Here is a 22,591-nt window from a genome sequence, read left to right on the forward strand (position 1 = left end):
GAGGATCACACCTTCTCTGTCCGGTCTGCCGTCCGGAGCTCTGTCCGGTCGAGTTCGTTCGGGGCGTGGCCGCGTGCGTACACGCGGAGCAGGTCGTGCACCCGGTACGGGCCGGGCGGCCCTTCCTCCAGAAATCCGGCGTCCGCGAGCCGCTCCAGGACGCTCTCGGTCTCGGGGGCCGACATCCCGAGCACCGGCGCGCAGTCCTGTGCCCGCAGCGCCTTCAGCGGCAGCCGCCCGATCCGTACGAAGGCGTCGGCCAGCCTGGGATCGAGCCGGGCGAACGCCCCACCGAGCACGTGCTCGACGGACATCCGCGGTGAGTCGGCCAACGACAGCCGGGCGAGCGGGTCCTCGGCCAGCCAGTCGACGCCGTCGGCGAGCCGCAGCCCGGGACGGGTCAGCAGCCGGGCGGCCATGATCCGCAGGGCGAGCGGATAGTGACCGCAGGCCGCCGCGAGCCGTCGGGCCGCCTCGGGCTCCGCCTCCACGCGCTCGGCGCCCAGCACGGCGAGCAGCAGCCGGTGGGCATCCGCGTCGTCGAAGGTGTCGAGCCGGTGCACCCAGCCGCCGTGGGTGGCGATCAGACTCGCGAGCCCCATCCGGCTGGTGATGATGGCGGCGCCGCCAGGACGGGCCGACAGCAGCGGTCTCACCTGGTCGGCGTCCACGACGTCGTCGAGGACGAGCAGCGCCCGGTCGCCGGGCCGGCGGCCGTGCAGAGCCGCCGCCACTTCCTCCGCCGCCTCGGCCGCACTGCGCGGCACCCCGTCCGGGTGGACCATCCGCACCAGCAGCCGGCCGGCGGGGAAGCTGTCCCGCACCAGGTGGGCGACATGGTGGGCGAGGGTCGACTTGCCGATGCCCGGAGCTCCGGACACCAGCACGGTGACGGGTTCGCCGTCGCTGTTCTCGGCCGCGCCGAGCCGGGCCACCATGGCCGCGACCTCGGCCGTCCGCCCGGTGAAGGACGGCACCCCGGGTACGGGGGCCACCACCGAGGGCCCCGGGCGCGCGACGCCCACCCACTGTTCCGGCGGCGGCGCCCACGACTTCGGCCGCAGTGCCTCGGCCGCGGTGCCCAGGTCCTCGCCGCGCAGGACGGCCAGTTCGAGTTTCTGGAGGGCCGGGGACGGGTCCACGCCCAGCTCGTCCTGCAAATACTCCTTGACGCGCCGGTACTCGGCCAGTGCCTCGGCCTGCCGGCCGGAACGGTAGAGGGCCTCGATCAGTTGCTCGCGGAACCGCTCGTGGCCGGGGTGCTCCCGGGTCAGGCCCCACAGGTCCACGAGCGCCTCGCCACAGCGGCCGAGACTCAACTGCAGGTGGCAGACGCGTTCCAGGGTCCTCAGCCGTTCCTCCGCGAGCCGGGGCACCTCGTCGCGGTGGAGCACGTCGGAGCGGACGTTGGCCAGCAGCGGCCCCTGCCACAGCGACAACGCGTCCTGGAGGAGCTGGAGTTCGCTCTCCGGGGTGGGGGACGACTCCGCCCGGGACACCCGGTCCCGGAATTCGATCAGGTCCAGGGCCCGCTGTCCGGCGGTGATCCGGTAGCCGCCGGGCACCGCTTCGACGGACGTCTCGACCACCCCGTGCCGGGTGAAGAGCTGCCGCAGCCGCAGGACGCAGGTCTGGAGCGCGGCCCGGGCCGTGACGGGCTGTTCCTCGCCCCAGATGGCCCGTTGCAGATACTCGGCGGACACGACGGTGTTGGCGTGCAGCAACAGCACGGCCAGCAGGACGGTGGGTTTGGAGGGCTGGAGTACGACGGTGTCGGAGCCGTCGGTGATGCTCAGCGGCCCGAGGATGCGAAACCGCATGGCGCCCCTAGTCCCAGCCGTTGACCAGTGTGCAGACCGGGACGACGGCCGACGCCGCGGATCCCTCGACGCCGGCCTCGCCCGCAGCCCCGGCCGAGAGCGCCACCACCACGAGGGCGAACGCCGGCGTGGTGACGACACGTGCAGAGACGGATGGCTTCCTACATGGCAGGGTCCTGGTCACGATTTCCCCCTTGGTCGAAGCTCCTCACCGGATCGCTTCCGGCCATTTCGACGATGCCAGTACGGAAGCCGCACAAGGGGAGAGATCGGTGTCAGCATGCTGACAAGGGGCCGCGACCGGGCTACAGCATCGTGACACCGCCTGACCGGAATTGGTCGCTCGGGCGAGTCACCCGCCCTTGATCAAGCGGGCGCCCGGTCGAAGCGGTGCTCCGCGGCGCGAGGGGCTATGACCGGCTGCGTCTGTGGAGCTCGATGGCGAGAGGCGTGGCGGTGAACATGGACGAGTAGGTGCCTACGGCCAGGCCGACCAGCAGGGCGAGGGCGAAGTCGGTGAGCGAGTCGCCGCCCAGCACGGCCAGGGCGGTCAGGATGAAGGCGGCGCCCATACCGGTGTTGACCGTGCGGGGAAGGGTCTGCACAAGTGCTCGATCGGCGACAGTCTCCAAGGGCGCTGTGCGGTCACGTCGGCTCAGGTCCCTGATGCGGTCGAAGACGACGACGGAGTCGTTGACCGAGTAGCCGATCACGGTCAGCAACGCGGCCAGGAAGACACCGTCGACGGGTTTGCCGAGCCAGGCGAAGACGCCGGTCAGAATGACCACGTCGTGGGCGAGGGCGGCGACCGCGGAGGCGCCGAACAGCCACCGGAAACGCGCTGCGAGATACAGCAGTTGAGCACCGAGGGCGACGGCGAGCGCGATGAGAGCGCCGTGGCGCAGTTCTTTGCCGAGGCTGGGGCCGATGGCCTCGTCACGGAGTTTGTCGACGTCGTCCGTCAGTGTGCCGATGGCGTCGGTGACAGTGGCCGCTTGCGTGTTCGTCAACTCGTCGGTGCGTACGGTGAGTCGGTGATCGCCCGAGGTCTGGACGACCGCGCGGGGGAACCCGGCGTCGGCCAGTGCGGCCCGGGCCCGTTCCGGGTCGACCGGGGTGGCGGTGGTGTACTCGACGAGGCGGCCACCGGTGAATTCGACACCGAGGTCCAGGCCCCGCACGGCGATCCCGGAACCGGCCAGGACCAGACCCGCGGCGGAGAGGGCCAGCCATCTCCGCGAGCGCCGCATCAACCGCGGGTTGCGGCGAGTCAGACGCTCACGGACGGTTCCGGGGTGGGCGATGCCCGTCAGTCGCGGGCGACTTCGCAGCCACCGCCGGGAGGCGGCGTAATCGGCGAGAACCCGGGTGATCACCAAGGCGCTGAACATCGAGACAAGGACGCCGATGCCCAGGGTGACACCGAAACCGCGCACGGGTCCGGAGGCCAAAAAGAACAGCAGGCCCGCGGCGATCAGGGTGGTGATGTTGGAGTCGGCGATCGCGCTGAAGGCGCCCCGGAAGCCGGCGGCCAGCGAGGAACGCGGGCTCGGCCGGTTGCGGCCGGCGTACTCCTCGCGAGCCCGTTCGAAGACAAGCACGTTGGCGTCGACGGCCATGCCGATGGCCAGGACGAAGCCCGCGAGCCCAGGAAGAGTCAGGGTGGCTCCGAGGGCTGCCAGGGCAGCGTAGGAAATCAGGCCGTAGCACGCCAGCGCCACGGTGGCCAAGGCTCCCATGAGGCGGTAGACGGCGATGATGAACAGGGCGGTCAGCGCGGTGCCGACGACGGCGGCCCAGGCGCTGGCTGTGATGGCCTGCGCGCCCAGGGTGGGACCGACGGTGCGCTGTTCGACCGTCTCGACGGGTACGGGCAGGGCGCCACCGTTGACGAGCAGAGCCAGTTTCTTGGCCTCGTCGGCGCTGAAGGATCCGGTGATCTGCGTGGAGCCACCGCTGATGCCCGTGCCGCAGCCGACCGAGGGGTCCACCTGTGGCGACGAGATGACCTTGCCGTCCAGGACGATGGCGACCCTTCGGGACGGGTCCCCCGCCGGGTGGCAGGCGGCCTGCCCGGTCAGACGCGCCCATCCGTCCTTGCCGGCCGCCCTGAAGTCGACGGTGACGTGCCATCCGGCCCCGCTCTGCTGATCGAACCGGGCAACGGCCTCGTCGACGTCTGCGCCGGTCAGGGACGCGGCCTCCAGACGCAGGAGTCGGCCGGACTCGTCGGGCAGCACCTGCTGGCGGGGCCGCTTGGCAAGCGGCTCGTCCGTGTCATCCCCGTCTGCGGCCTCGCCGAGGACGCGGTGGAAGGTGAGCTGAGCCGTACGGCCGAGGACCTCCGTGGCCGTGGCCGGGTCCTGTACGCCCGGCAGTTCCACGATGATGCGGTTGTCGCCGGAGCGCGCGAGCGTGGGTTCGGCGACGCCGAGCGCGTCGATACGTCCGCGCAGTACCTCCAAGGTGCGGTCGGTGGTCTCGCTGTCGGAGCCGGCGGCGCCGGTCGGGCGGGTTTCCAGAACAATCTGTGTGCCCCCGCTCAGGTCGAGTCCGAGGCGGACGGGCACGGTGAGAGCGGCGAACAGGGACAAGGCGACGACAGCGAGGGCGAGCAGCCCTCGCACGCGCAGGGCGCGGGTCAACATGGGCCTCCGGCAGGCACACCGCGGCCAGGGCACCCGGCTGCGGTCAACGGGAAGGAAGGGAGGGGTTCAGGTGCCGGGGAGTGGAGGCGGTGCCCGGTCCCGGTGTCGGCCCACCAGGTGCGGGTGGCGCGGCAGGTGCGCTGCCTGCGTGGGGCCGTACGCGGATCGTTGCGGGGCGGAGCGCAGGTGTTGGGAAACCGGAGCGGCGGTGAGAGGCGCTGCCGGCCGGTCGTCGGGTACATCCCGGCAGACGCGCGTCGAGGCTGGCAAGACGCAGGGGTCGTCGTCCGCCCTCGGCCCGTCAGCCTGTACCCCGGTGACCAACACGGCGCTTTCCGGCGCCGACTGGTGGGGGCCGCCGTACGAGAACGGGTGGAACCAGGCGGTGAGAAGGACGAGCAGGACCGCGATGACGAACGATGCCGGTCCCAGGTGCCCCGTGCGAGGGACGGCGTGCGAGGTGTGTGCCATGCGCCGTCCCCTTCGTGGTGTCGGTGGCGGCTGGTTGCGGGCCGGACGGGCGGAGTTCAGGCTTCGATCAGGCCCGCGCGGATGGCGTAGCGCGCGAGGTCCAGCCGGTCGCGCATACCGAGTTTGTGCAACAGGTTCGCCCGGTGCCGGTGGACGGTCTTGATGCTGATGAAGAGCATCTCGGCAATCTCCTTGGAGGAATAGCCCTCGGCGACAAGCTTGAGCACTTCCTCCTCCCTGGGAGTGAGGATCTGATCGGGCGGTTCGTCGCCACGGCGAACGCGGTCGAGGTAGCCGCGGATCAAAGCGCTCACCGCTCCCGGGTAGAGGAAGGGCTCGTCCCGCATGGCGGCACGGCAGGCAGCGACCAGGTCGCGGTCGACCACCGACTTCAGTACGTATCCGCTGGCGCCGGCTTTGAGCGCCTCGAAGAAGTACTGCTCGTTGTCGTGCATAGTCAGCATCAGCACACGCAGATCCGGCCGCAGCGCCAGCAGTTCGCGGGTCGCCTGCAGGCCGGTCATCCGGGGCATGGCGATGTCGAGGACCGCCAGGTCGAACTCGTGCGTGCGGGCCAGGACGATCGCCTCGGCCCCGTCGCCGGCCTCGGCGACGACGTGCAGGCCGGGCTCCCGGTCGAGGATGAGCCGGACACCGCGCCGCACCAGTGCGTGGTCGTCGGCGAGGAGGATACGGATCGCGGGCATGCCGGTCGTGGTCATCGTCTTCCCTTCGTGGATGCTCCGGCTTTCGAGCCGGGGAGTGCGCGAAGCTCCTGCGGAACAGGCAGGGAAAGCCGGTTCGCCGCCAGGAACCCACGGGTGAGCGGCGGGCGAGGAGGGGAGATCAGGACCGCTTCCTCGACGGGGCCGTATTCAGCCGCACCTGCGTGCCCGCCCTCGGCCGGGAGGTGACCTCCAGGGCGGCCCCGATGAGCAAGGCGCGCTCACGCATCCCCCGGATTCCCGCGCCTTCGCGCGCCATCCCGATCCCCCGGCCGTCGTCCGTGACCGCGAGCACCACCGTCCCCCCGGCGTGACGCAGGCTCACCTCCACCCGCGCGGCCTCGGCGTGGCGGGCCGCGTTGGTCAGGGCCTCCTGGGCGACGCGGTACAGCACCAGTTCGGTCTCCTGATCCAGTACGGGCAGGCCCGCGTCGAAGCAGCGCTCCAGGTCCAGCCCGGTATGGGTGGCGAACTCGGTGGTCAGTGAGGTGAGCGCGCTCACCAGGCCGAGGTCCTCCAGGACGCCCGGGCGCAGTCGGCGCACCAGGCGGCGCACCTCGTCCAGGCTGTCCCGGGTGATCTCCTGCGCCTGCAACAGCTCATCGCGCCACGGCCCTTCCGCCTCGTCCGCGGCCCTTTTCAGGCCCAGCAGGATGGCCGTCATGCTCTGGCCGACCTCGTCGTGGAGTTCCTGGGCGATACGGCGGCGTTCGGCCTCCTGCGCGAGGAGCGCGCGGGCGCTGCTGGCAGCCCGTTCGAGTTCGAGTCTGTCCAGCATGGCGTTGAAGGTGCGGATCAGCTCGGCGATCCCGTCGCGGCCGCGGTCCGGCAGCCGGTGCCCCGGGCGCAGCAGGTCGACCGTGGTCATCAGCCGTGTGAGGCGGTCCAGGGGCGCCAGTCCGATCCTCAGCAAGACCGCGTTGGCGACCAGCATGACCGCCAGGCCCGCTACGAGGATGACCGCCTCGGTCAGGAGGACCGGCACCGACACCGTCACCGGAGCCCACAGCAGCAATGCGGTCGCGGCACCCAGTACCACGGCATTGAAAGCGAAGATCCGCCAGAACAGCGACACCGCGATGACGCCTTCCTTCCCGGGACACGGCCTGGTCTCTCGTGTCGGTCGTCGCGTACCCGGCATGCTCACGTTGCAGCCACTGCTCTGGACCGGCTTCCAGCCAGCTTGCCCGGGCTCGGCCGGCTTCGTCGATGGGCTCTGATACCCATTTCCCGTCCTCCGTTCCGAGCACCCCGTGATGGTCCCCGGCCGGCCACAGATGGGTATCGCGCCCGATGGGTTTCGGGCGGCGCATCGGCCACGGTGAAGGTGTGGCCCATCCCCCGTGACCGCCGGGCCACCCACCCAGGAACCGGGCCTGCCCCAGGGCTGGCCCGGTTCGGTACGCCACTCGCCTGCCCGGGCGAAGGAAGGACGCGACATGCCGCTAGATACCCGCCGGAGCGAACCCTGGCTGGAGCGTCTGACAGCTCACGAGGCGCGCCAGCGCCTCGAGCACGAGCGCAGCAGCCGACTGACACAGCTCCAGGCCATCGACGAGGCCGACGAGTCCACGTCGCAACCGTTGCTGTCGGCGCAGAAGGACACCGTCCACCGGGTGCTCAAGGAGATCGAGGCCGCTTTCACTCGGATCCAGGACGGCACCTTCGGCATCTGCCGGGGCTGCGCCACAGCCATACCGGTCGAACGCCTGGAAATCCTCCCGTACACGCGCTACTGCGTCCCCTGCCAACGCGACGCCACCTGACCACCGACCGTCCAAACCCCTCTCCGACCCGACCCAAGGGGTGAAGTGGTGAACCAACGGATCACCGGCGGTCGCGACACGAAACCGCCCATCGATGACCTGGCCGCCCTGCGGGCACACCTGCTGGAGCAGCGCCAGTTCCGCACGGCACAGCTCCGGCAGCTCGCAGGTGCCATGGCGCCCCGCACCGGGACGACCCACGGTCGGCAGGCCGCGTCCCACAGCGAGATCCGCACCAAGCTCGCCGACGCCGCCCGCATGGTGCTCGCCGACGTGGAGGCAGCCCTGACGCGTATGGACCAAGGTACGTACGGCTCCTGCCACCTGTGCCGCGAGCCCATCGACCACGCGCGCCTGACGATCGTGCCGCAAGCCCGCTTCTGCGCCCGCTGCCAGTACGTCAGGGAGGGAGGACGGTGACGACGACTCCCCTGGCCGCCTCGCACATGCCCTGGCCGCCGCTCCGCTGTCGCACGGGCATCGCCCTCGATCTCGGAAGCGCCCGCACCCGCGCCTGGCTGTCCGGGCACGGCACCATCCTCGACGTACCCACGGTGGGCCTTCCCGGCGACGGCGCCGTCCACCCCATCCGGCACGGCGTCATCGTCGACACACCGGCGACCGCGCGGATGATCGACCGGTTGCTGCGCCACCGACTGCCCCGTCACGGCAGCCGTCTGATCGTACTGACCACGCCCGTCCTCGGCGGCATCGACTTCCGCGCCGAAGCCCGCACCGCGCTGGAAACGCTACGGCCGCACACCGTGCTGACCGTCCCCTCCGCGCGCGCCGTGGCCGCGGCGATCGGGGCCGACCTGGCCCGGCCGCTGCTCGTGGTGGACATCGGCGCCCATGTCACCGAGGCCGTCCTGCTCACCGAAGGCGGCGTGACCGACGCCCGCCGCGCCATGATCGGCACGAGCGGCCCGGACCGGCCGACACCGGCCGCACAGGTCGCGGACGCGGTCACGGACATGGTGACCCTGATGCTCGAACAGGACCGGACCTCGCAGACGCTCGACGCCCTCGATCGAGGAGTTCTGCTCGCCGGCGGAGGCCCACTGCGGCCCGACATCACCCACCGCCTCACCCGGCAACTGCATCGCGGAGTCCAGCCCGTGCCCGCCCCGCACACCGCCGCCGTCCGCGGCGCCGCCGTACTCCTGGAATCCGCTCGCCGCCACCCCTCGACGGCCGCCGCCACCGCATCGCCGAAGCGGCGGCCGTGACCGCATCGCCGAAGCGGCGGCCGTGACCGCGGGCGTCTTGATGATCGTGGCCCCCTGCGCACTCCGACGCCGTGGTCGGCGCCGGAGTCGGCGTTCCGCCGGGAGTCCGGTTCAGCGGATCACGAACGTCATCACGCTTCGAGCGGGCAGCGCGACGGTGAAGGAGCCGTTGGACATGCCGGTCGTACCCTGGGACGCGACGTTCCTGCTCGCATCGGTCAGCCAGGAAGCGACACTGGACCCGGCGCCGTTCGACAGAGTGAACTGCTGACTCACCGCGGCGGTCGCCTTGTTCACCGCGACGACGACCGTGGAGCCGCCGCCCCGGTACGCGGAGACGTAGACGTTCGTCGCCGGATTCGCCGTCGCCCCGATCCGCGCATACCCGGGGCGTACAAACCTGGCGAAGTGGGCCATGGCGGCACCACGCTTGCTGATCTCGCCGTCCTCGCGCATAGGACCGTAGCTGCGCCGGATGTACCACCAGATGTAGGCCTGGAACTCGGCGTCCACCATGGCCCGGTGGATGTGCTCCCCCACATCGAGCGCCTGCGGCCAAAGGTCCGCCGAATCAGAGCTGTTGGGGTAGTACACCTCCGTCATCCACAGCTCCTTGCCCCCGCCCTTCTGCTTGAAGAGGGGATAGGGGAAGTTCGCGAAAGACGTGCCGTAGAGGTGCGCTCCGATCACATCCACGTTGGCGAGCGCGACCGGGTCGTTGAGGATCGGGTCGGACATGTTCTTCAGGTACTGGAAGGACTCCGGCGCGATGACCCTGGTGCCGATCGAGCCGGCGTTCTCCCGCAGGAACCGGACCATCTCGGCCGGGGTCCACCACGTCCAGTCGTGCGCGTAATCGGGCTCGTTCTGCACCGAAATGCCGTACAGATTCACGCCGTTGTTCCGGAGGTGGGAGTTGAAGTCGTTCAGGTGCTGGGCGTAGGCGCCGTACATGCTGTACTTGAGACGTCGCGCGTCGGTCTGGCTGCCGCGGACGAAGGTCTCCACCATGGAGGCGGGCGGATTCCAGGGCGACGCGATGACGGCGGCCCCGAGTTCCACCGCGCGCTTCGCCGTCGCCAGGTCCCGGCTCCAGGCCGCCCGGTCCTCGGGCACGGGGATCCGCAGCAGGGTGAACCCCAACTGGCCGTCACCGGTACCGAATGCCATGTCCCGCTGAGCCGCCGTGAGATCACCGATCCACGCCGCGTGCGCCATACCGCCGAAACCCCGGATCGTCTGCCGAGTTGCCGACGGATCGATGACCGCCGTGGCGGCTGCCGTCGTGGACCCTGCCTCGGCGGCCCTCGCGACCGACGCCGTGGCGGTGAGGAGGGGCAAGGCCCCCATCGTCGCCACGACGGCCCTCCGGCTCGGTAATCTCCGCCCCTCGAAGGCCTCGTTCTGACTCGGTGCCATGTCTCCTCCTCTTGGCCGCAGTTCCTGCTCCCGGACCTTCACGGCGGACACATGGGAGCGCTCCCACCGCCATGAACAGACACACGCGAGGTATTTCGACGGTACGTGCTGTCGATCATCACCCCGGGACCGCTCAGTGGTGCGCCGGGGGCCAATGGCGTTCGATATCGTGAACGTTGTCCAAGTGGCAGACCTGACGAAAGTTAACGACGCCAGTCACCAGGGTCAAGCCCCACGACACACGGTCCGGCGGCCACGCATCCCCGGCGGACCGGAAAACCCACTTGCCCGCTCCGGTCGGTCATGGAAGTGTGTGCCGCGCTCCACGACCTTGCAGACACACCCATGAAGAGGAACGAAGCCTATGTTCTCGGCGTCCCCCAGCGGTCGCCGTCGGCCCTGAGTGCCCGCTCCGCGGCAGCCTCAGCCGGCCACGCTGTTCCCTACGGCGGCCCCACGACGCGATGCCTGACGCATCGCCACTCTCGCGCCCCGAACCCCAGAGTTCGCCAGGCGTTCCTCCAGAGACTTCGTGAGGTCACACCCATCATGGACATCCAGGTCCAGAGTTTTGCCGTCACCAACCTCCGCCGCCGTCCCGTGGTCGTCGAGACCGGCGGCTTCGTCGCCGGCTTCACCCCCGACACCGACAACCCCTACATGAACTACGCGACCCCGCTGCCCGGCGCCGAGCCGACGGAACAGGACGTCGCCGCGCTGATCGGCATCTTCCGGGAACGGCACCTGCTGCCCCGACTGGAGTTCGCCCCGCAGGCCGCCCCCGCCGTGGCACCCGCCCTGCGGGCAGCCGGCTTCGCCACCGAGGCAGTGCACGAATACCTCATCTGCACACCCCGCACACTGCTGCTTCCCCCGTCCGGCGCCTCCCCGCACGTGGAAAACCCGGTCACCGACGAAGAGTTCACCGAACTCGACGCCGCCCTTGCCGAGGCATTCGGTGGCGTCTTCGACCCATCCCCACAGGGCGCGGCCCGACTCCGCCGCACCCAGCAGAGCGGCGGAGCGGTGCGCTTCGTCCGCGACCCGCGGGGCGGCGTCGCCGGCGGAGCGTCCTGCTCCCCTCCCGCCGAGAACACCGCGGAACTGACCGGCGTCGGCACCCGCCCAGCCCACCGCGGCCGCGGCATCGCCTCCGCGGTCACCGCGTCGCTGACCGAAGCGATGTTCGCCCAGGGAGCCGGATCAGTCTGGCTGGAGTACTCCGGGGAAGGATCCCGCCGCGTCTACGAACGTGTCGGCTACCGGCCGCAAGGCACTCGCCTCTACCTCTCCTTGCCGCCGACAAAGTAACCCCCTCACCGCGCCTCAGCAGGCCGGTCTGAGCACAGGCCGCTTACCCCTCTGACGTCGCCGTCGGCCGCGGCTTCACGCCCTCGATGATCCGCGGCAGAACGACGAAACAGAGGGGTAAGCGACTACGAGTCACGCCACGGGGATCTCCTGAACCCGCCAGCCCGGGTCGTCGCACAACCGGTCGGCCAGGGCTGGAAATGGACGGCCGGCCCACGCACCACCGCCGATGAACGTCCGGGCCGGCGCGCAGCCGTTCGGCGGACGGTCTCGACTCAGAGAAACTTTCCACCTGTTTCCCGCAACATTCGAGCCGCCCTCGCCCAACACGCCCTTCCGTACGCGAGCTTCAAGTCGCCGACCTCAGAGACCGAGAGCCGTTTATGGACAGATCGGCGAGAGACCTTGACCAATGCGCTCCGCATTCCTAGCTTGTGGCCTCAAAGATTCGGGAGTTCAAGCGAAAGTTTCGTAACCAGCCCAGCCCCCGATACGGCCACTCCGCGCCGCGGCCCATCGGCGTCACCTCAACTTCGCCCCCAAGGAGGCCTTCTGATGCGGTTTCGCCATCCCTCCCCGGTCCCTCTCAGACGCCTACTCGCCGTCCTCGCGCCCCTGTTCCTCGTGGCCACCTTCCTCGGTGCCCAGCCCGCCGGCGCGGCGACCGTAGACCCCAACGCCTCGTACGTGCTGATCAACCGCAACAGCGGCAAAGCGCTGGATGTCTACAACATGGCGACCAACGACGGCGCCCGCATCACCCAGTGGACCAGAAACGACCAGAGCCAGCAGCAGTGGCAGTTCGTCGATTCCGGGGACGGCTACTACCGCATCAAGTCCCGCCACTCGGGCAAGGTGCTGGACCTCTACAACTGGTCCACCGCCAACGGCGGTTCGATCGTCCAATGGGCCGACCTGAACGGCACCAACCAGCAGTGGCGGCTGGCCGACAGCTCGGACGGATACGTGCGGCTCATCTCGCGCCACAGCAACAAGGCGCTCGAGGTGCAAGGCGCTTCCACGGCTGACAGCGCGAACATCGTCCAGTACGACGACTGGGGCGGCACCAACCAGCAGTGGCAGTTCGTCAAGGTCGGCGCCACCACCCCCGGCCCGTGCGACCTTCCGTCGAGCTACCGCTGGACATCGACGGGCGCGCTGGCGCAGCCGAAGCAAGGGTGGGTCTCGCTCAAGGACTTCACCGTCGTCCCCTACAACGGCAGACAACTCGTCTACGCCACCACGCACGACACCGGGACGAAGTGGGGTTCGATGAACTTCGGCCTGTTCACCAACTGGTCGGACATGGCCTCGGCCGGCCAGAACACGATGTCGAACTCCACCGTCGCACCCACCCTCTTCTACTTCGCACCGAAGAACATCTGGGTGCTCGCCTACCAGTGGGGATCGACCGCCTTCTCCTACCGGACATCGAGCGACCCCACCAACCCGAACGGCTGGTCATCCCAGCAGGCGCTCTTCTCCGGAAGCATCTCCGGCTCCGGCACAGGGCCCATCGACCAGACGCTCATCGGCGACGGCACGAACATGTATCTGTTCTTCGCCGGCGACAACGGCAAGATCTACCGGGCCAGCATGCCGATCGGGAACTTCCCCGGCAGCTTCGGCTCGACCTCGACAGTGGTCATGAGCGACACGACGAACAACCTGTTCGAAGCCCCTCAGGTCTACAAGCTCCAGGGTCAGAACCGCTACCTCATGATCGTCGAGGCGATCGGCTCGCAAGGCCGCTACTTCCGCTCCTTCACGGCCACCAGTCTCAACGGCACCTGGACACCTCAGGCCGCAACCGAGAGCAACCCCTTCGCCGGCAAGGCCAACAGCGGAGCCACCTGGACCAACGACATCAGCCACGGCGAGCTGATCCGTACCAGCCCCGACCAGACCATGACCGTGGATCCCTGCAATCTGCAGTTGCTCTACCAGGGACGCAGCCCCGACTCCGGCGGCGACTACGGCCTCCTGCCCTACCGCCCGGGCCTGTTGACACTGCAACGCTGACGGCCTGACTCAGGCCCGGCTCCAGCAGAGAGCCGATGCGGGCGGGCTCACCGGAAGGCGAGCCCGCCCGCGTCGGACGAAATCCCGTGGCGCTGATTCAAGTGCGCCTCCTCCTCACGCGAACCCTTGACGCTGAACCGTTTCATTGCTTCTCTCGAGTGGCTGCCCCTGGGAGCGCTCCCACCCCACGCCGAAAGGGAACCCCATGCAGACCACCCCCCACACCACCCCCTTACGCCGCCTCGCCCGTACCCTCCCCGCGCTGGTGACGGCCGTTCTCGTCGCCTGCCTGCTGTCCTGGACGGGGAGCTCTCCCGCCCAGGCCGCGCCCGGTGACGGCTCGGTCTCCGACCCCAACATCGCCTACGTCGGACGCTGGGACACCAGTTCCGGCACGGCGGCGGTGCCCTCCTGGACCGGCGCCTATCTACAGACGGCCTTCACAGGCACCACGGTGAAGGTCAGGGCGAGAGACGCGGTCAACCTGTACGCCAGCATCGACGGCGGCCCCGACGTCTTCCACCCCGGCGTGCGCGGCACGGTGAACCTCACTCCCCAGCCGTTGTCCGCCGGCACCCACACGCTGCGCATCTCGTACCGCTCCGGCGACACCGTCTTCCAGGGCCTGGTGCTGGACCCCGGTGCGCGCACGGTCGCGCCCAACGCCCCCTCCCGGCTCATCGAGTTCGTCGGTGACTCCATCACCGCAGGTGCCCTCACGGACCGGCTCGCGCTGGACTCGTACGCCTGGAAGACCGGCGAGCAACTGGGGGCGCGCCACACCCAGATCGCCCGATCCGGCTACTGCCTCGTCGCCCAGTCCGGATGCACGGGCCTGAGCACACAGTTCTTCAGGACGGCGAGCACAGGCAGCCAGAACTGGGACTTCTCCCGCTACCGGGCGGACGCCGTCGTCATCAACCTGGGTACCAACGACATCGGCCACGGAGTGACCGGCGCCGACTTCCAGTCGGCGTACACCAAGTTCCTCGCCGACCTGCGCGCCACCTACCCAAACGCGCGTCTCTTCGCCGTGCAGACGCTCAAGAAGCGCTACGTCAACGAGACCAGGGCGGCCGTCTCCGCACGCGCCAACGCCGGTGACAGCAAGGTGCATTACGTCGACACCACGGGCTGGCTGACCGACAGCACCGACTACGAGGACGGCAACGGGCATCCCAACGAGGCGGGCCACACCAAGTTCGCGAACCGCCTCGCCCCTGTCATCGCCGCCCACCTCGGCAACCCCGCGTCCACCCTGGCCGCCGCTCCGGGCCAACCCGGCGACCCGAACATCAAGTTCGTGGGCCGCTGGGACACCAGCACCTCCACCGCCTACACCCCGTACTGGGCCGGCGCTTACTACAGGGTCGGCTTCACCGGCCGGACCGTCCAGCTCAAGCAGCGCGGGACGATCGACTTCTGGGCGCGGATCGACAACGGCCCCGTGAAGTTCTACGACGACGTCAAGGGAACGGTGAACCTGACGCCCACCCCGCTGTCCGCCGGCAACCACACCCTTCAGGTCAACTACCAGGTGGTCGCCGGTTCCTACCGGGGTGACGCCGTCTTCCAGGGCCTCGTCCTCGACAGCGGCGCCACGACGTTCACACCGTCGGCTCCCGGCAAACTGATCGAGTTCGTCGGCGACTCCATCACAGTGGGGACCACGTCGTCACAGAACGCCCGCACCGCGTACGGCTGGCTGATCGGGGAACGACTCGGCACCGAGCACACCCAGATCGCCCAGGGCGGCGCCTGTCTGGTCGCCGCGGCCGACGGATGCGTCGGCCTGGAGCGGCAGTTCACCAAGCTCAACCCGAACGCCGCCACCCCCGACTGGAACTTCTCCCGCTACCAGGCGAACGCGGTCGTCATCAACCTCGGCACCAACGACGTGGGCCACGCGGTCAGTTCCACGCAGTTCCAGACGGCGTACACCAGCCTGCTGCGCAAGGTCCGCGCGGCGTACCCACAGGCGTGGATCTTCGCATTGGAGACCTTCCGCGGCCGGTACGTCCCGCAGACCCAGGCGGCGGTCAAGGCGGCCGTCGACGGCGGCGACTCCCGGGTCTCCTTCGTCGACACCACCGGTTGGCTGGGCTCGGGCGACCTGACGGACTCGGTCCACCCCAACGACCAGGGCCACCGCGTCATCGCGGACCGACTGGCGCCGGTCATCGCGGCGCGGATCGGTATGTGACGGAAGGGCCGGGGCCACGGGACCGCAACCCGCGGGCGGGTGGTTCTCGCCCCGTTGCGGTCCCGGCAACCCTGTTCATCCGGCGAGGTCAGGTGAGCTTCTTCAGCTGGGCGTCGCGGATGTCCTCGGGGATGGTCGGCGGCTGGATGGGGTTGAGGGAGAAGAAGGTGGCGATGGTGGAGCCCTGACGTACGACCAGGACGGTGAGAGGTATCTCGGGTCCTGTCCCGCCGTCGACGACGACCTGGGTGGCGTCAAAGGCCAGGGCTTCGTCGCCGTAACGGGGAACCGAGCGGCTGCGGGGATTTGAATACCCCAACCCGCCGTCGGGGTGCGCAGCGGACGGGCGTATCTCAGCGGTGGTGCATTTTGTGAGCGCTGTCCGCAGTTCCGTCATCACTGCGCGGGCGTCGGCGCGAGTGTAGGACGCCAGGCCTACACTCGCGTGCTGCGCGAGGTCGTCGGTTTTGGACACCACGTCCTGGGTGACCTGGGCTGTGAAGGGGCGCAGGCTCCCCAGTTGGACGGCCGCGTAGACGGGCCGGCACGACGCGGGGGCGACGGCACGGTAGGCGGTGAGCCTGTCGTCGTCCACCGGGCTCCCCTTGCCCGAGACCGTGTTGACGCCATAGCCGGGCACGTCCTGAGCGCTCAGCGCCAGACGGTCGAGGGCCTTTTGGCCAACCCCCGTCGCACCTACGGGAGCCGGCGATCCGGAAGCCTGCTGCGACGCGGCACCCGCAGACACGTCATCCTTGGACTCCCCACCTGCGCCGCCACCGCCCCCACTGCCGGTGCCGCACGCACTGGCCAGCGCCAACACCCCGACCACTGCAACGACCCGTCTTCTAGCCGCACAACCACGCATCATCCGCCCCACCCCCGGTGCCCATTCTGGACGCCGCACATAAAAGCCCTGGCATATGCCCGGGCTGAAGTTCACAGGAGCCTAGCCGGACTTCACGGAACCCCTTCACCAGGCCTGACCAAGAGGTCGTTGCCTTTGGTTTGATTGCGGCTAGTACTCCAGTGTCACTTTGCGATCTTGTATTGTCCGCATCTGGCCGAGTGCTTCGGTGGTGGGTTCGAGGATTGAAGCGTTCGGTGCGTCAACGTCTGGACCAGGACGCAAGCCACATCGTGTGCCGGGTGGGCAGGACAGAGCCGGCCGTGATGACCACAGCCGGTGCACGGTAGATACAGAGGTGAGCGTTCGCTACTCGGTCGTGCCTGGCGCTTCCCGCTCTCTCTGGCGCTGCTCGTACCGTAAGGGCGCACCGAGTATCCAGGACCACGAGTCGTACTCGTCGACGGGTCCCACCCGGTCGGCGCCGTCGACGCAGCGCGGATCGTCCCGCTCGGCCAGTCCGTAGACGGCCCAGATCCGGGTCTGCTGGTCCGCGTCGCCGAACAGGCCGGCCAGGGTGTCCCCAATGGCTGGTTCCGGATTCAGGCTGTGTGCAAGCCGGTAGCCAGCACCCTGGCGGACGGAGGTGTGGGCGTCCCGGGCCAGTGCAAGCAGAGCGTTCAGCCCCTCGGAGGTGAACGTCTGCCGTCCCGACCTCTCCGAGTCCACGATTCTCAGGGTCGAAGGCACCGCACCCCGGACCTGCGGGGCAGCGTGGCCGAGGTATGAAAGCCCCAGCGGCTCAATCCTCGGGTCCTCATAGTGGCTCAGGCCGGCCAGGATCTCGGCCAGGACGTCCGGGTGTTCCTCCTCCTTCGCCCAGTCGAGGAGGAGCTCGAGCGTGCGCTGTTCGAACGGACTCGGGACGTTCGTCAGGTCAGCCTCGATTTCGAGGCAGACCAGGACCTCCGCGCCAAAGCGGCGGTATAGGGGATCGGGATGGCCCCGCAGTGCCGCCGCAGCCTCCCAGGTCTCGTCGTCCTGCCTCCGGCCAAGGGTTCTGACGATCTCCGACCAGACGGCGTGCTCCCAGTCCGGGTACTCAAGTGCACACGCTCGGGCCGCCAGTTCGTCAAAGGCCAGGTGCAGTCCGAAGTGCTTCTCGAGGAGAGTGAGGATCCCCGTGTGGCCGTCGCGGACGGTCATTCCGCCGGACCGGAACTCGTGGTAGTCGGTGAACCTTTCCCTGTCCCGGATCCGAACCCGCTCGACCTCCTCCGAGGCGCCGGTCCGCTGTCGCAGCATGGCGATCGGGCCCGTCTCGTGCCACTGCCGGGCGCGTGCCAGCAGTTCCACCCGGGTGGCCTCGCTGGTCAGCACCGCGTCACTGAGCACGGAGAAGACGAGACCGATCGAGCCGCTGTCGACAGCCCGCAAGAGGGGCGTGGTCCCGTCGGGCAATCGGCGGTCCGGATCCGCGCCGCCGCCCACCAGGTAGCCGGCGATCGTCGAGTGGAACGCCGAGATGGCCAGGCAGAGTGCGAAGGTGCCCCGCTCGTTGATGGCGTTGGGGTCCGCCCCGTCCTCCAGCAGCACTCTGACAGCGTCCTCGTCCCCGCTCCGCACCGCCGTGATGAGTGGATCCTCGCCCATGCCCCAACCCCCTGTTACATTCGATCACCCGCTCGCCAAGCAGCCGCAGGCCGGGAGAGACATCGTCGGGCAAGTCCGTGACGCCGTCCCCGGGTCGGAGCCACAGGCTGAACACGCGGGCGTTGGGCCGCTGACGGCATGTCGCCTCGGTGGTCGATCCCGAGTCTCGTCCTACGCGGATACCCCTGGCTGAAGCAGCCTGTCACACCCGGTAGATCTGGAGCGGCCACCGCGTGATCATCGGACGTTGTGTGGACTCTCGAAGATCGTGCGAGGAACAGTCCGAGCGGTACCGGCAGGCGGCGGAGCTGCTTGTCTGACAAGACCGTGGCCAGGAAGACACTTGGGCCTGGTCCCCCTGAGCCGACTTCCGGCTGAGGCGCCGCCGTGGACCACGATGACCGGCGTACCCCTGTCGAGCTGTCCGTGCCCTGTGCTGCCAGGACGGTTCCGGCTCCCGGTATCCCGTAGGTGCTCTACCGCCGCGCACGGCCCAATCACCCAGGCCCAGTTGAGTGTCCGTACTCACGTCCCGGATGCCTGCGGGTTGCGAGCATCGGTGCAGCGGCGCCGTCGAGTGCGCCGGCCCTTTCGATCGAGAACGTCCGAGACCCACGGAGCGATAGCCATGTCCCGTCGTATCACCCTGTCCGTCATCGCCGGCGCTCTCGTCCTCTCCGGTGCCGGGGCCTTCGCGCTCGCCCATGCGGGCGACCAGGCCCCGTCCCTGGCGCACAGCACAGCCCGTTACGTGGCTCCGGACAGCGGTGAGCGCGGTTCGTTCACCTTCACCACCGAGGTCTCCGCGGCATCGGGCGTCAAGAACCTGAAGGTGCTGGCCTGGCCGGAGAACTCCGCGCTCTCCACGCAGCAGCCGACCGTCAAGGAGATGGCCCAGGCGGAGTCGGCCCGTTGCCAGTCGGCCGGCGGCGACAACGCGCGGTGCGTGTACACGACCCCCGTGACCGACGCCGAGGCGGCCTCGTCTCCTCGCGGCACCTGGCATGTCGCCGTCCTGGCCACCGCCGAGGACGGCACCACCGCCCTGAACACCAAGGCAGTGGACTTCACCGTCGGCTGATCGGCTCGCGGGCTGACGGACCGGCATGCGGCAGGCCCCCTCACACCCCCTTGAGCAGCGGCGGCGGACGCTCTACAGCGGCGTGGGTTCGCCGCGTCAATCACCGGACGGCGACCGTGCGGTGCGGCGCACCCCTCAGTCGGCGACCTTGCTGCGGTTCTGGTAGGCGAGGTCGTGGTACTCCGGGTGTCGCGCGAGGTAGGCAGCGATGAAGGGGCAGGTCGCCAGCACCGCCAACCCCCGTTCGCGGGCGTCCTCCAGGACGGCACGCGCCAGGGCCGAGCCGAGACCCTGGCCGTTGTAGGCGGGGTCCACCTCCGTGTGCGGGTAGACGACCAGCTCGTTCGTGCGCAGGTATTCCGCGAAACCCACCCGCTGCCCGTCGATCCGCACCTCGAAGCGCGACGCCTCGGGAACGTCGACGACCTCCACCGTGCTGCCGTCCTGGTCGGTGTGCGGGGGCATGGGCATCTCCTGTGATCGTGCCGGGGAACACACCCGAGCGTAGTCGATCATGCGTGGAAACCGGCCGGCGGACGTCTGCCTCGGCGGATGGCGGGCAGACGCCGACCAGGACCACAGGGAGGACGATAGTGAGCGAGTTCCAGACCGACCAGGTACCGACAGCCGGCCACACCCCGGACGACTCTCTCACCGGATACCACGTGCACGCGGTGGACGGAGAGGTCGGCAAGATCGGCGCACATTCCGCGGACCTCGGGCCACACCACGCGGTGGTGCACACCGGTCTCCCGCTGCTGGGCAAGGACGTGGTGATCCCGTCCGAGGCCGTCTCCGGCATCGACCACGCGGCCCGGACCGTGCTCCTGAACTGGACCAAGGACCAGGTCAAGGCGGCGCCGGTATTCGACGAGGAGCAGTACCTCGGTGACCCCCGCTACCGCGACCAGCTCGGCGGCACTCAGGGCTCAAGCCACTGACCCTGGCATGACCAGCGGCCCTCTCGGCGAGCGGGCGGGCGGAGGCCCGGCGGTTTCGACGCGCCGGCAGTCATCTGAGTGAACGCCCGCCCGGACACCACAGGGCACACGGCTCCCCCCGCATGCGCACAGCGCATGGCCGCCCCCATCTGCCACGTTCAGACCGAGTCGGATACCGCGGTGCGAGCCTGCAAAATGCCCTCGATCCCTTCCAGGAAGGTCTCGCAGACCAGATCCGCGTCGAAGAGGCACCCGGCCGCCATGGCGCCGTCCCGGAGCATGACGAAGTGCCGACCGGCCACGTCGGCCGATGCCGTGCCGGTCTGCGAGAGAAGGTCTGTGACGGTGTCGAGGAACCACTGCCGGTGGGCGAGGACGGCCTGGTGGACCGGGTGCGCGGGATCGGGGTATTCGGCCACGGCGTTGAGGAAGGCGCAGCCGCGGAAGCCGGGCGATCGGATGCCCTCGGCGATGGAACGGGCGACGGCCCTGAGCTTGTCCACCGCCGAGTCGGCGTCGGCCTGCGCGGCGGCGACCTGTCCGCGAATACCCTGGTCGGCCTGCTCGAGGTACGCCAGGATGAGGTCCTCCTTGCCGGAGAAGTGCCGGTACAGCGTCGCGCGGGTGACCTGGGCCTCGGCCGTGAGCCGGTCGATGCCGACGGAGTGGATCCCTTCCCTGTAGAAGATCCTCGTCGCTGTGCCCAGCAGCCTCTTGCGTGCTTCGGACGTGCCGGCTGCCTCTGTCCTGCTGCTCATGCGCTCACCCTACCAAAGCGGTGAGGTAGAACGTTCGGTCTTGACATACCCTCCCCGCACCCCCTTGAATCCAAGCGAGACCGAACGTTCTGCCTCCTGACGGGATGGGGCACACCCTCCCGCCGCGTAGCCAGGAAAGGGCAACCCCATGGACACACTCGCCAGCAGCACACCCAGCACACCCCTCGACGCGCCCATACCCTTGCGCAAGCTCTATCTCGCACGTTTCACGTTCGCGGCCGTCTGGGCGGCCCTCCTCGCGACGACCGCCCACGACCTGGGCGCCCTGAGCGTGACCCTCCTGATCGTCTACCCCCTCGTCGACATGGCAGCTGCGGTCACAGATCTGCGAACCGCCCACGCCGAAGGACGAGCGGCAGCGGCCCTCTACGCCAATGTCTCCATCAGCGCGCTCGCCACTGTCGGCCTGGCACTCGCCGCCGCCGCAGACATCCCGGCCGTCCTGCGCGTCTGGGGCGCATGGGCCATCGCCTCGGGGATTCTCCAGCTCATCACGGGCGCGGTACGCAGGCACCTGGGAGGTCAGTGGCCGATGATCATCAGCGGCACCATCTCCACGCTCGCCGGCGCCTCCTTCATCGCCCAGGCGGGGAACGACGACGTAACGCTGAAGAACCTCGCCGGATACGCCTTCCTCGGCGGCGTCTTCTTCCTCATCTCGGCACTGCGACTCAACCGACCGGCGCGACGACGCACCTGACGGTCACCAGTGGCGTGTCCGCGACACTCCCGGCGAACGCCTCAGCACCGTCCGGGAACTGCGTGACCCGATACACCCACCTCGACGGCCGGGCTTCCGAAGCCCGGACAGCAGGGAGATGGCCGCAGCGCCGAAGAGGCAGGTTCGCGTGTGGCCGCACGATCGTGGCATCGCCCCGGCCTCCGGTGATGGTGCTCGGACGCAAAATACGACTGGAAGGGCGGTCCCTCCCCGTGCTTGCATGAGGTCATGATTTCTGCTGACCGTCTGCTCGCCTTCGCGGCCATGTCGTTCTTGCTGATCGTGATTCCCGGTCCCAGCGTGCTGTTCGTGATCGGGCGGGCGCTGGCGCAGGGGCGCCGCGCCGCATTGACCACGGTCGTGGGCAACACGCTCGGCGCCTATGCGCTGATCGTGGCCGTGGCATTCGGGGTCGGGACGGTGGTGGAGCGCTCGGTCCTCGTCTTCACGGTGCTCAAGCTCGCGGGTGCCGCCTACTTGGTGTTCCTCGGCGTCAAGGCGTGGCGTGAACGTGGGTCGTTGCATGCGGCGGTCACCGGGGCCGGAGCCACGCAGGGTGGTCGGCGAACGTTCTGGGAGGGGTTCGCGGTCGGCGTGACCAATCCCAAGACCATCGTGTTCTTCGCCGCCGTGCTTCCTCAGTTCGTTGACCGAGGCCAGGGGCATGTCGCGGCGCAGATGCTGCTGTTGGGCTTGGTCTTCAACCTCATTGCCGTTGCGTCCGACATGGTGTGGGGGCTGGTCGCGTCCACTGCCCGGGACTGGTTCGCGCGCTCACCGCAGCGGCTTTCCCTGGTCGGTGGGGTCGGCGGGCTCACCATGATCGGACTCGGTGTCACCGTCGCCGCGACGGGGCGCAAGGACTGATCCGCCTCTTCAGCCCGAGCAACGGTCAGTTGTTGCCTTCGGCAGATGGCGAGCAGGATCGGCCGGACTGGGACCGACCTGATCGACA

Annotated in this window: 20 protein-coding genes; 10 read left to right on the plus strand and 10 right to left on the minus strand. The window is 69.2% G+C overall.

Features of this window, described 5'->3' with window-relative positions; all coding sequences use genetic code 11:
- Nucleotides 1–5 precede the first annotated feature (5 nt).
- The 5 genes from ABKA17_RS34925 to ABKA17_RS34945 form a co-directional block, all read right to left on the minus strand.
- Nucleotides 6–1,820 carry an AfsR/SARP family transcriptional regulator gene (locus tag ABKA17_RS34925; RefSeq protein WP_353696356.1) on the minus strand — a complete coding sequence of 605 codons (1,815 nt, stop codon included), beginning with the start codon at nt 1,818–1,820 and terminating at the stop codon, nt 6–8.
- A gap of 7 nt (nt 1,821–1,827) precedes the next feature.
- On the minus strand, nt 1,828–2,004 hold the full coding sequence (locus ABKA17_RS34930) for a hypothetical protein (RefSeq protein WP_353696357.1): 177 nt from the start codon (nt 2,002–2,004) through the stop codon (nt 1,828–1,830).
- 226 nt (nt 2,005–2,230) lie between these two features.
- Nucleotides 2,231–4,468, minus strand: a complete 2,238-nt coding sequence (secD, locus tag ABKA17_RS34935; RefSeq protein ID WP_353696358.1) for a protein translocase subunit SecD — start codon at nt 4,466–4,468, stop codon at nt 2,231–2,233.
- A gap of 527 nt (nt 4,469–4,995) precedes the next feature.
- Nucleotides 4,996–5,661 carry a response regulator gene (locus tag ABKA17_RS34940; protein WP_353696359.1) on the minus strand — a complete coding sequence of 222 codons (666 nt, stop codon included), beginning with the start codon at nt 5,659–5,661 and terminating at the stop codon, nt 4,996–4,998.
- A gap of 124 nt (nt 5,662–5,785) precedes the next feature.
- A complete protein-coding gene (locus ABKA17_RS34945) occupies nt 5,786–6,739 on the minus strand; it encodes a HAMP domain-containing sensor histidine kinase (RefSeq protein ID WP_353696360.1) in 954 nt (317 codons plus the stop codon).
- 364 nt (nt 6,740–7,103) lie between these two features.
- On the opposite strand from ABKA17_RS34945, the gene ABKA17_RS34950 reads away from it, so the two are divergent.
- From ABKA17_RS34950 to ABKA17_RS34960, 3 genes are read left to right on the plus strand one after another with little or no spacing between them, the layout of a single operon-like run.
- The gene (locus tag ABKA17_RS34950) at nt 7,104–7,430 is read left to right on the plus strand and encodes a TraR/DksA family transcriptional regulator (RefSeq protein ID WP_353696361.1); all 327 of its coding nucleotides are present in this window, start codon (nt 7,104–7,106) and stop codon (nt 7,428–7,430) included.
- Between the two features lie 45 nt (nt 7,431–7,475).
- Nucleotides 7,476–7,850: a TraR/DksA family transcriptional regulator gene (locus tag ABKA17_RS34955; RefSeq protein ID WP_502994468.1), complete on the plus strand. Its 375-nt coding sequence runs from the start codon at nt 7,476–7,478 to the stop codon at nt 7,848–7,850.
- A gap of 26 nt (nt 7,851–7,876) precedes the next feature.
- A complete protein-coding gene (locus ABKA17_RS34960) occupies nt 7,877–8,659 on the plus strand; it encodes a rod shape-determining protein (RefSeq protein WP_353696635.1) in 783 nt (260 codons plus the stop codon).
- A 111-nt stretch (nt 8,660–8,770) separates the two neighbouring features.
- On the opposite strand, the gene xynC is transcribed toward ABKA17_RS34960, so the two are convergent.
- A complete protein-coding gene (gene xynC, locus ABKA17_RS34965; RefSeq protein ID WP_353696363.1) occupies nt 8,771–10,078 on the minus strand; it encodes a glucuronoarabinoxylan endo-1,4-beta-xylanase XynC in 1,308 nt (435 codons plus the stop codon).
- A gap of 549 nt (nt 10,079–10,627) precedes the next feature.
- Between xynC and ABKA17_RS34970 the strand changes: the two genes are divergently transcribed.
- From ABKA17_RS34970 to ABKA17_RS34980, 3 genes are all read left to right on the plus strand, one after another.
- The gene (locus ABKA17_RS34970) at nt 10,628–11,389 is read left to right on the plus strand and encodes a GNAT family N-acetyltransferase (RefSeq protein WP_353696364.1); all 762 of its coding nucleotides are present in this window, start codon (nt 10,628–10,630) and stop codon (nt 11,387–11,389) included.
- A gap of 555 nt (nt 11,390–11,944) precedes the next feature.
- Nucleotides 11,945–13,411, plus strand: coding sequence for a non-reducing end alpha-L-arabinofuranosidase family hydrolase (locus ABKA17_RS34975; protein WP_353696365.1), 1,467 nt, complete (start codon nt 11,945–11,947; stop codon nt 13,409–13,411).
- 205 nt (nt 13,412–13,616) lie between these two features.
- Nucleotides 13,617–15,614: a GDSL-type esterase/lipase family protein gene (locus tag ABKA17_RS34980; protein WP_353696366.1), complete on the plus strand. Its 1,998-nt coding sequence runs from the start codon at nt 13,617–13,619 to the stop codon at nt 15,612–15,614.
- Between the two features lie 88 nt (nt 15,615–15,702).
- Here the strand turns inward: ABKA17_RS34980 and ABKA17_RS34985 are convergent, their stop codons facing one another.
- Nucleotides 15,703–16,209, minus strand: a complete 507-nt coding sequence (locus ABKA17_RS34985; RefSeq protein WP_353696367.1) for a hypothetical protein — start codon at nt 16,207–16,209, stop codon at nt 15,703–15,705.
- Between the two features lie 621 nt (nt 16,210–16,830).
- Nucleotides 16,831–18,114 carry an ankyrin repeat domain-containing protein gene (locus ABKA17_RS34990; protein WP_353696368.1) on the minus strand — a complete coding sequence of 428 codons (1,284 nt, stop codon included), beginning with the start codon at nt 18,112–18,114 and terminating at the stop codon, nt 16,831–16,833.
- 628 nt (nt 18,115–18,742) lie between these two features.
- Between ABKA17_RS34990 and ABKA17_RS34995 the strand changes: the two genes are divergently transcribed.
- Nucleotides 18,743–19,195, plus strand: a complete 453-nt coding sequence (locus tag ABKA17_RS34995) for a DUF5707 domain-containing protein (RefSeq protein WP_353696369.1) — start codon at nt 18,743–18,745, stop codon at nt 19,193–19,195.
- Between the two features lie 135 nt (nt 19,196–19,330).
- Here the strand turns inward: ABKA17_RS34995 and ABKA17_RS35000 are convergent, their stop codons facing one another.
- Complete coding sequence (locus ABKA17_RS35000) at nt 19,331–19,660, minus strand: GNAT family N-acetyltransferase (RefSeq protein ID WP_353696370.1); 330 nt, start codon at nt 19,658–19,660, stop codon at nt 19,331–19,333.
- A 128-nt stretch (nt 19,661–19,788) separates the two neighbouring features.
- Here ABKA17_RS35000 and ABKA17_RS35005 point away from each other — a divergent pair, with 128 nt between their 5' ends.
- A complete protein-coding gene (locus ABKA17_RS35005) occupies nt 19,789–20,136 on the plus strand; it encodes a PRC-barrel domain containing protein (RefSeq protein ID WP_353696371.1) in 348 nt (115 codons plus the stop codon).
- A 158-nt stretch (nt 20,137–20,294) separates the two neighbouring features.
- Here ABKA17_RS35005 and ABKA17_RS35010 read toward each other — a convergent pair whose 3' ends face one another.
- Complete coding sequence (locus ABKA17_RS35010; RefSeq protein WP_353696372.1) at nt 20,295–20,894, minus strand: TetR/AcrR family transcriptional regulator; 600 nt, start codon at nt 20,892–20,894, stop codon at nt 20,295–20,297.
- Between the two features lie 148 nt (nt 20,895–21,042).
- Here ABKA17_RS35010 and ABKA17_RS35015 point away from each other — a divergent pair, with 148 nt between their 5' ends.
- Both ABKA17_RS35015 and ABKA17_RS35020 read left to right on the plus strand, forming a co-directional pair.
- Entirely contained in the window at nt 21,043–21,615 is a 573-nt protein-coding gene (locus tag ABKA17_RS35015; protein WP_353696373.1) for a hypothetical protein, read from the plus strand.
- A 249-nt stretch (nt 21,616–21,864) separates the two neighbouring features.
- A complete protein-coding gene (locus tag ABKA17_RS35020; protein ID WP_353696374.1) occupies nt 21,865–22,503 on the plus strand; it encodes a LysE family translocator in 639 nt (212 codons plus the stop codon).
- Nucleotides 22,504–22,591: the final 88 nt, after the last annotated feature.

This window comes from Streptomyces sp. RG80, from assembly GCF_040446465.1.
Lineage (GTDB): Bacteria > Actinomycetota > Actinomycetes > Streptomycetales > Streptomycetaceae > Streptomyces.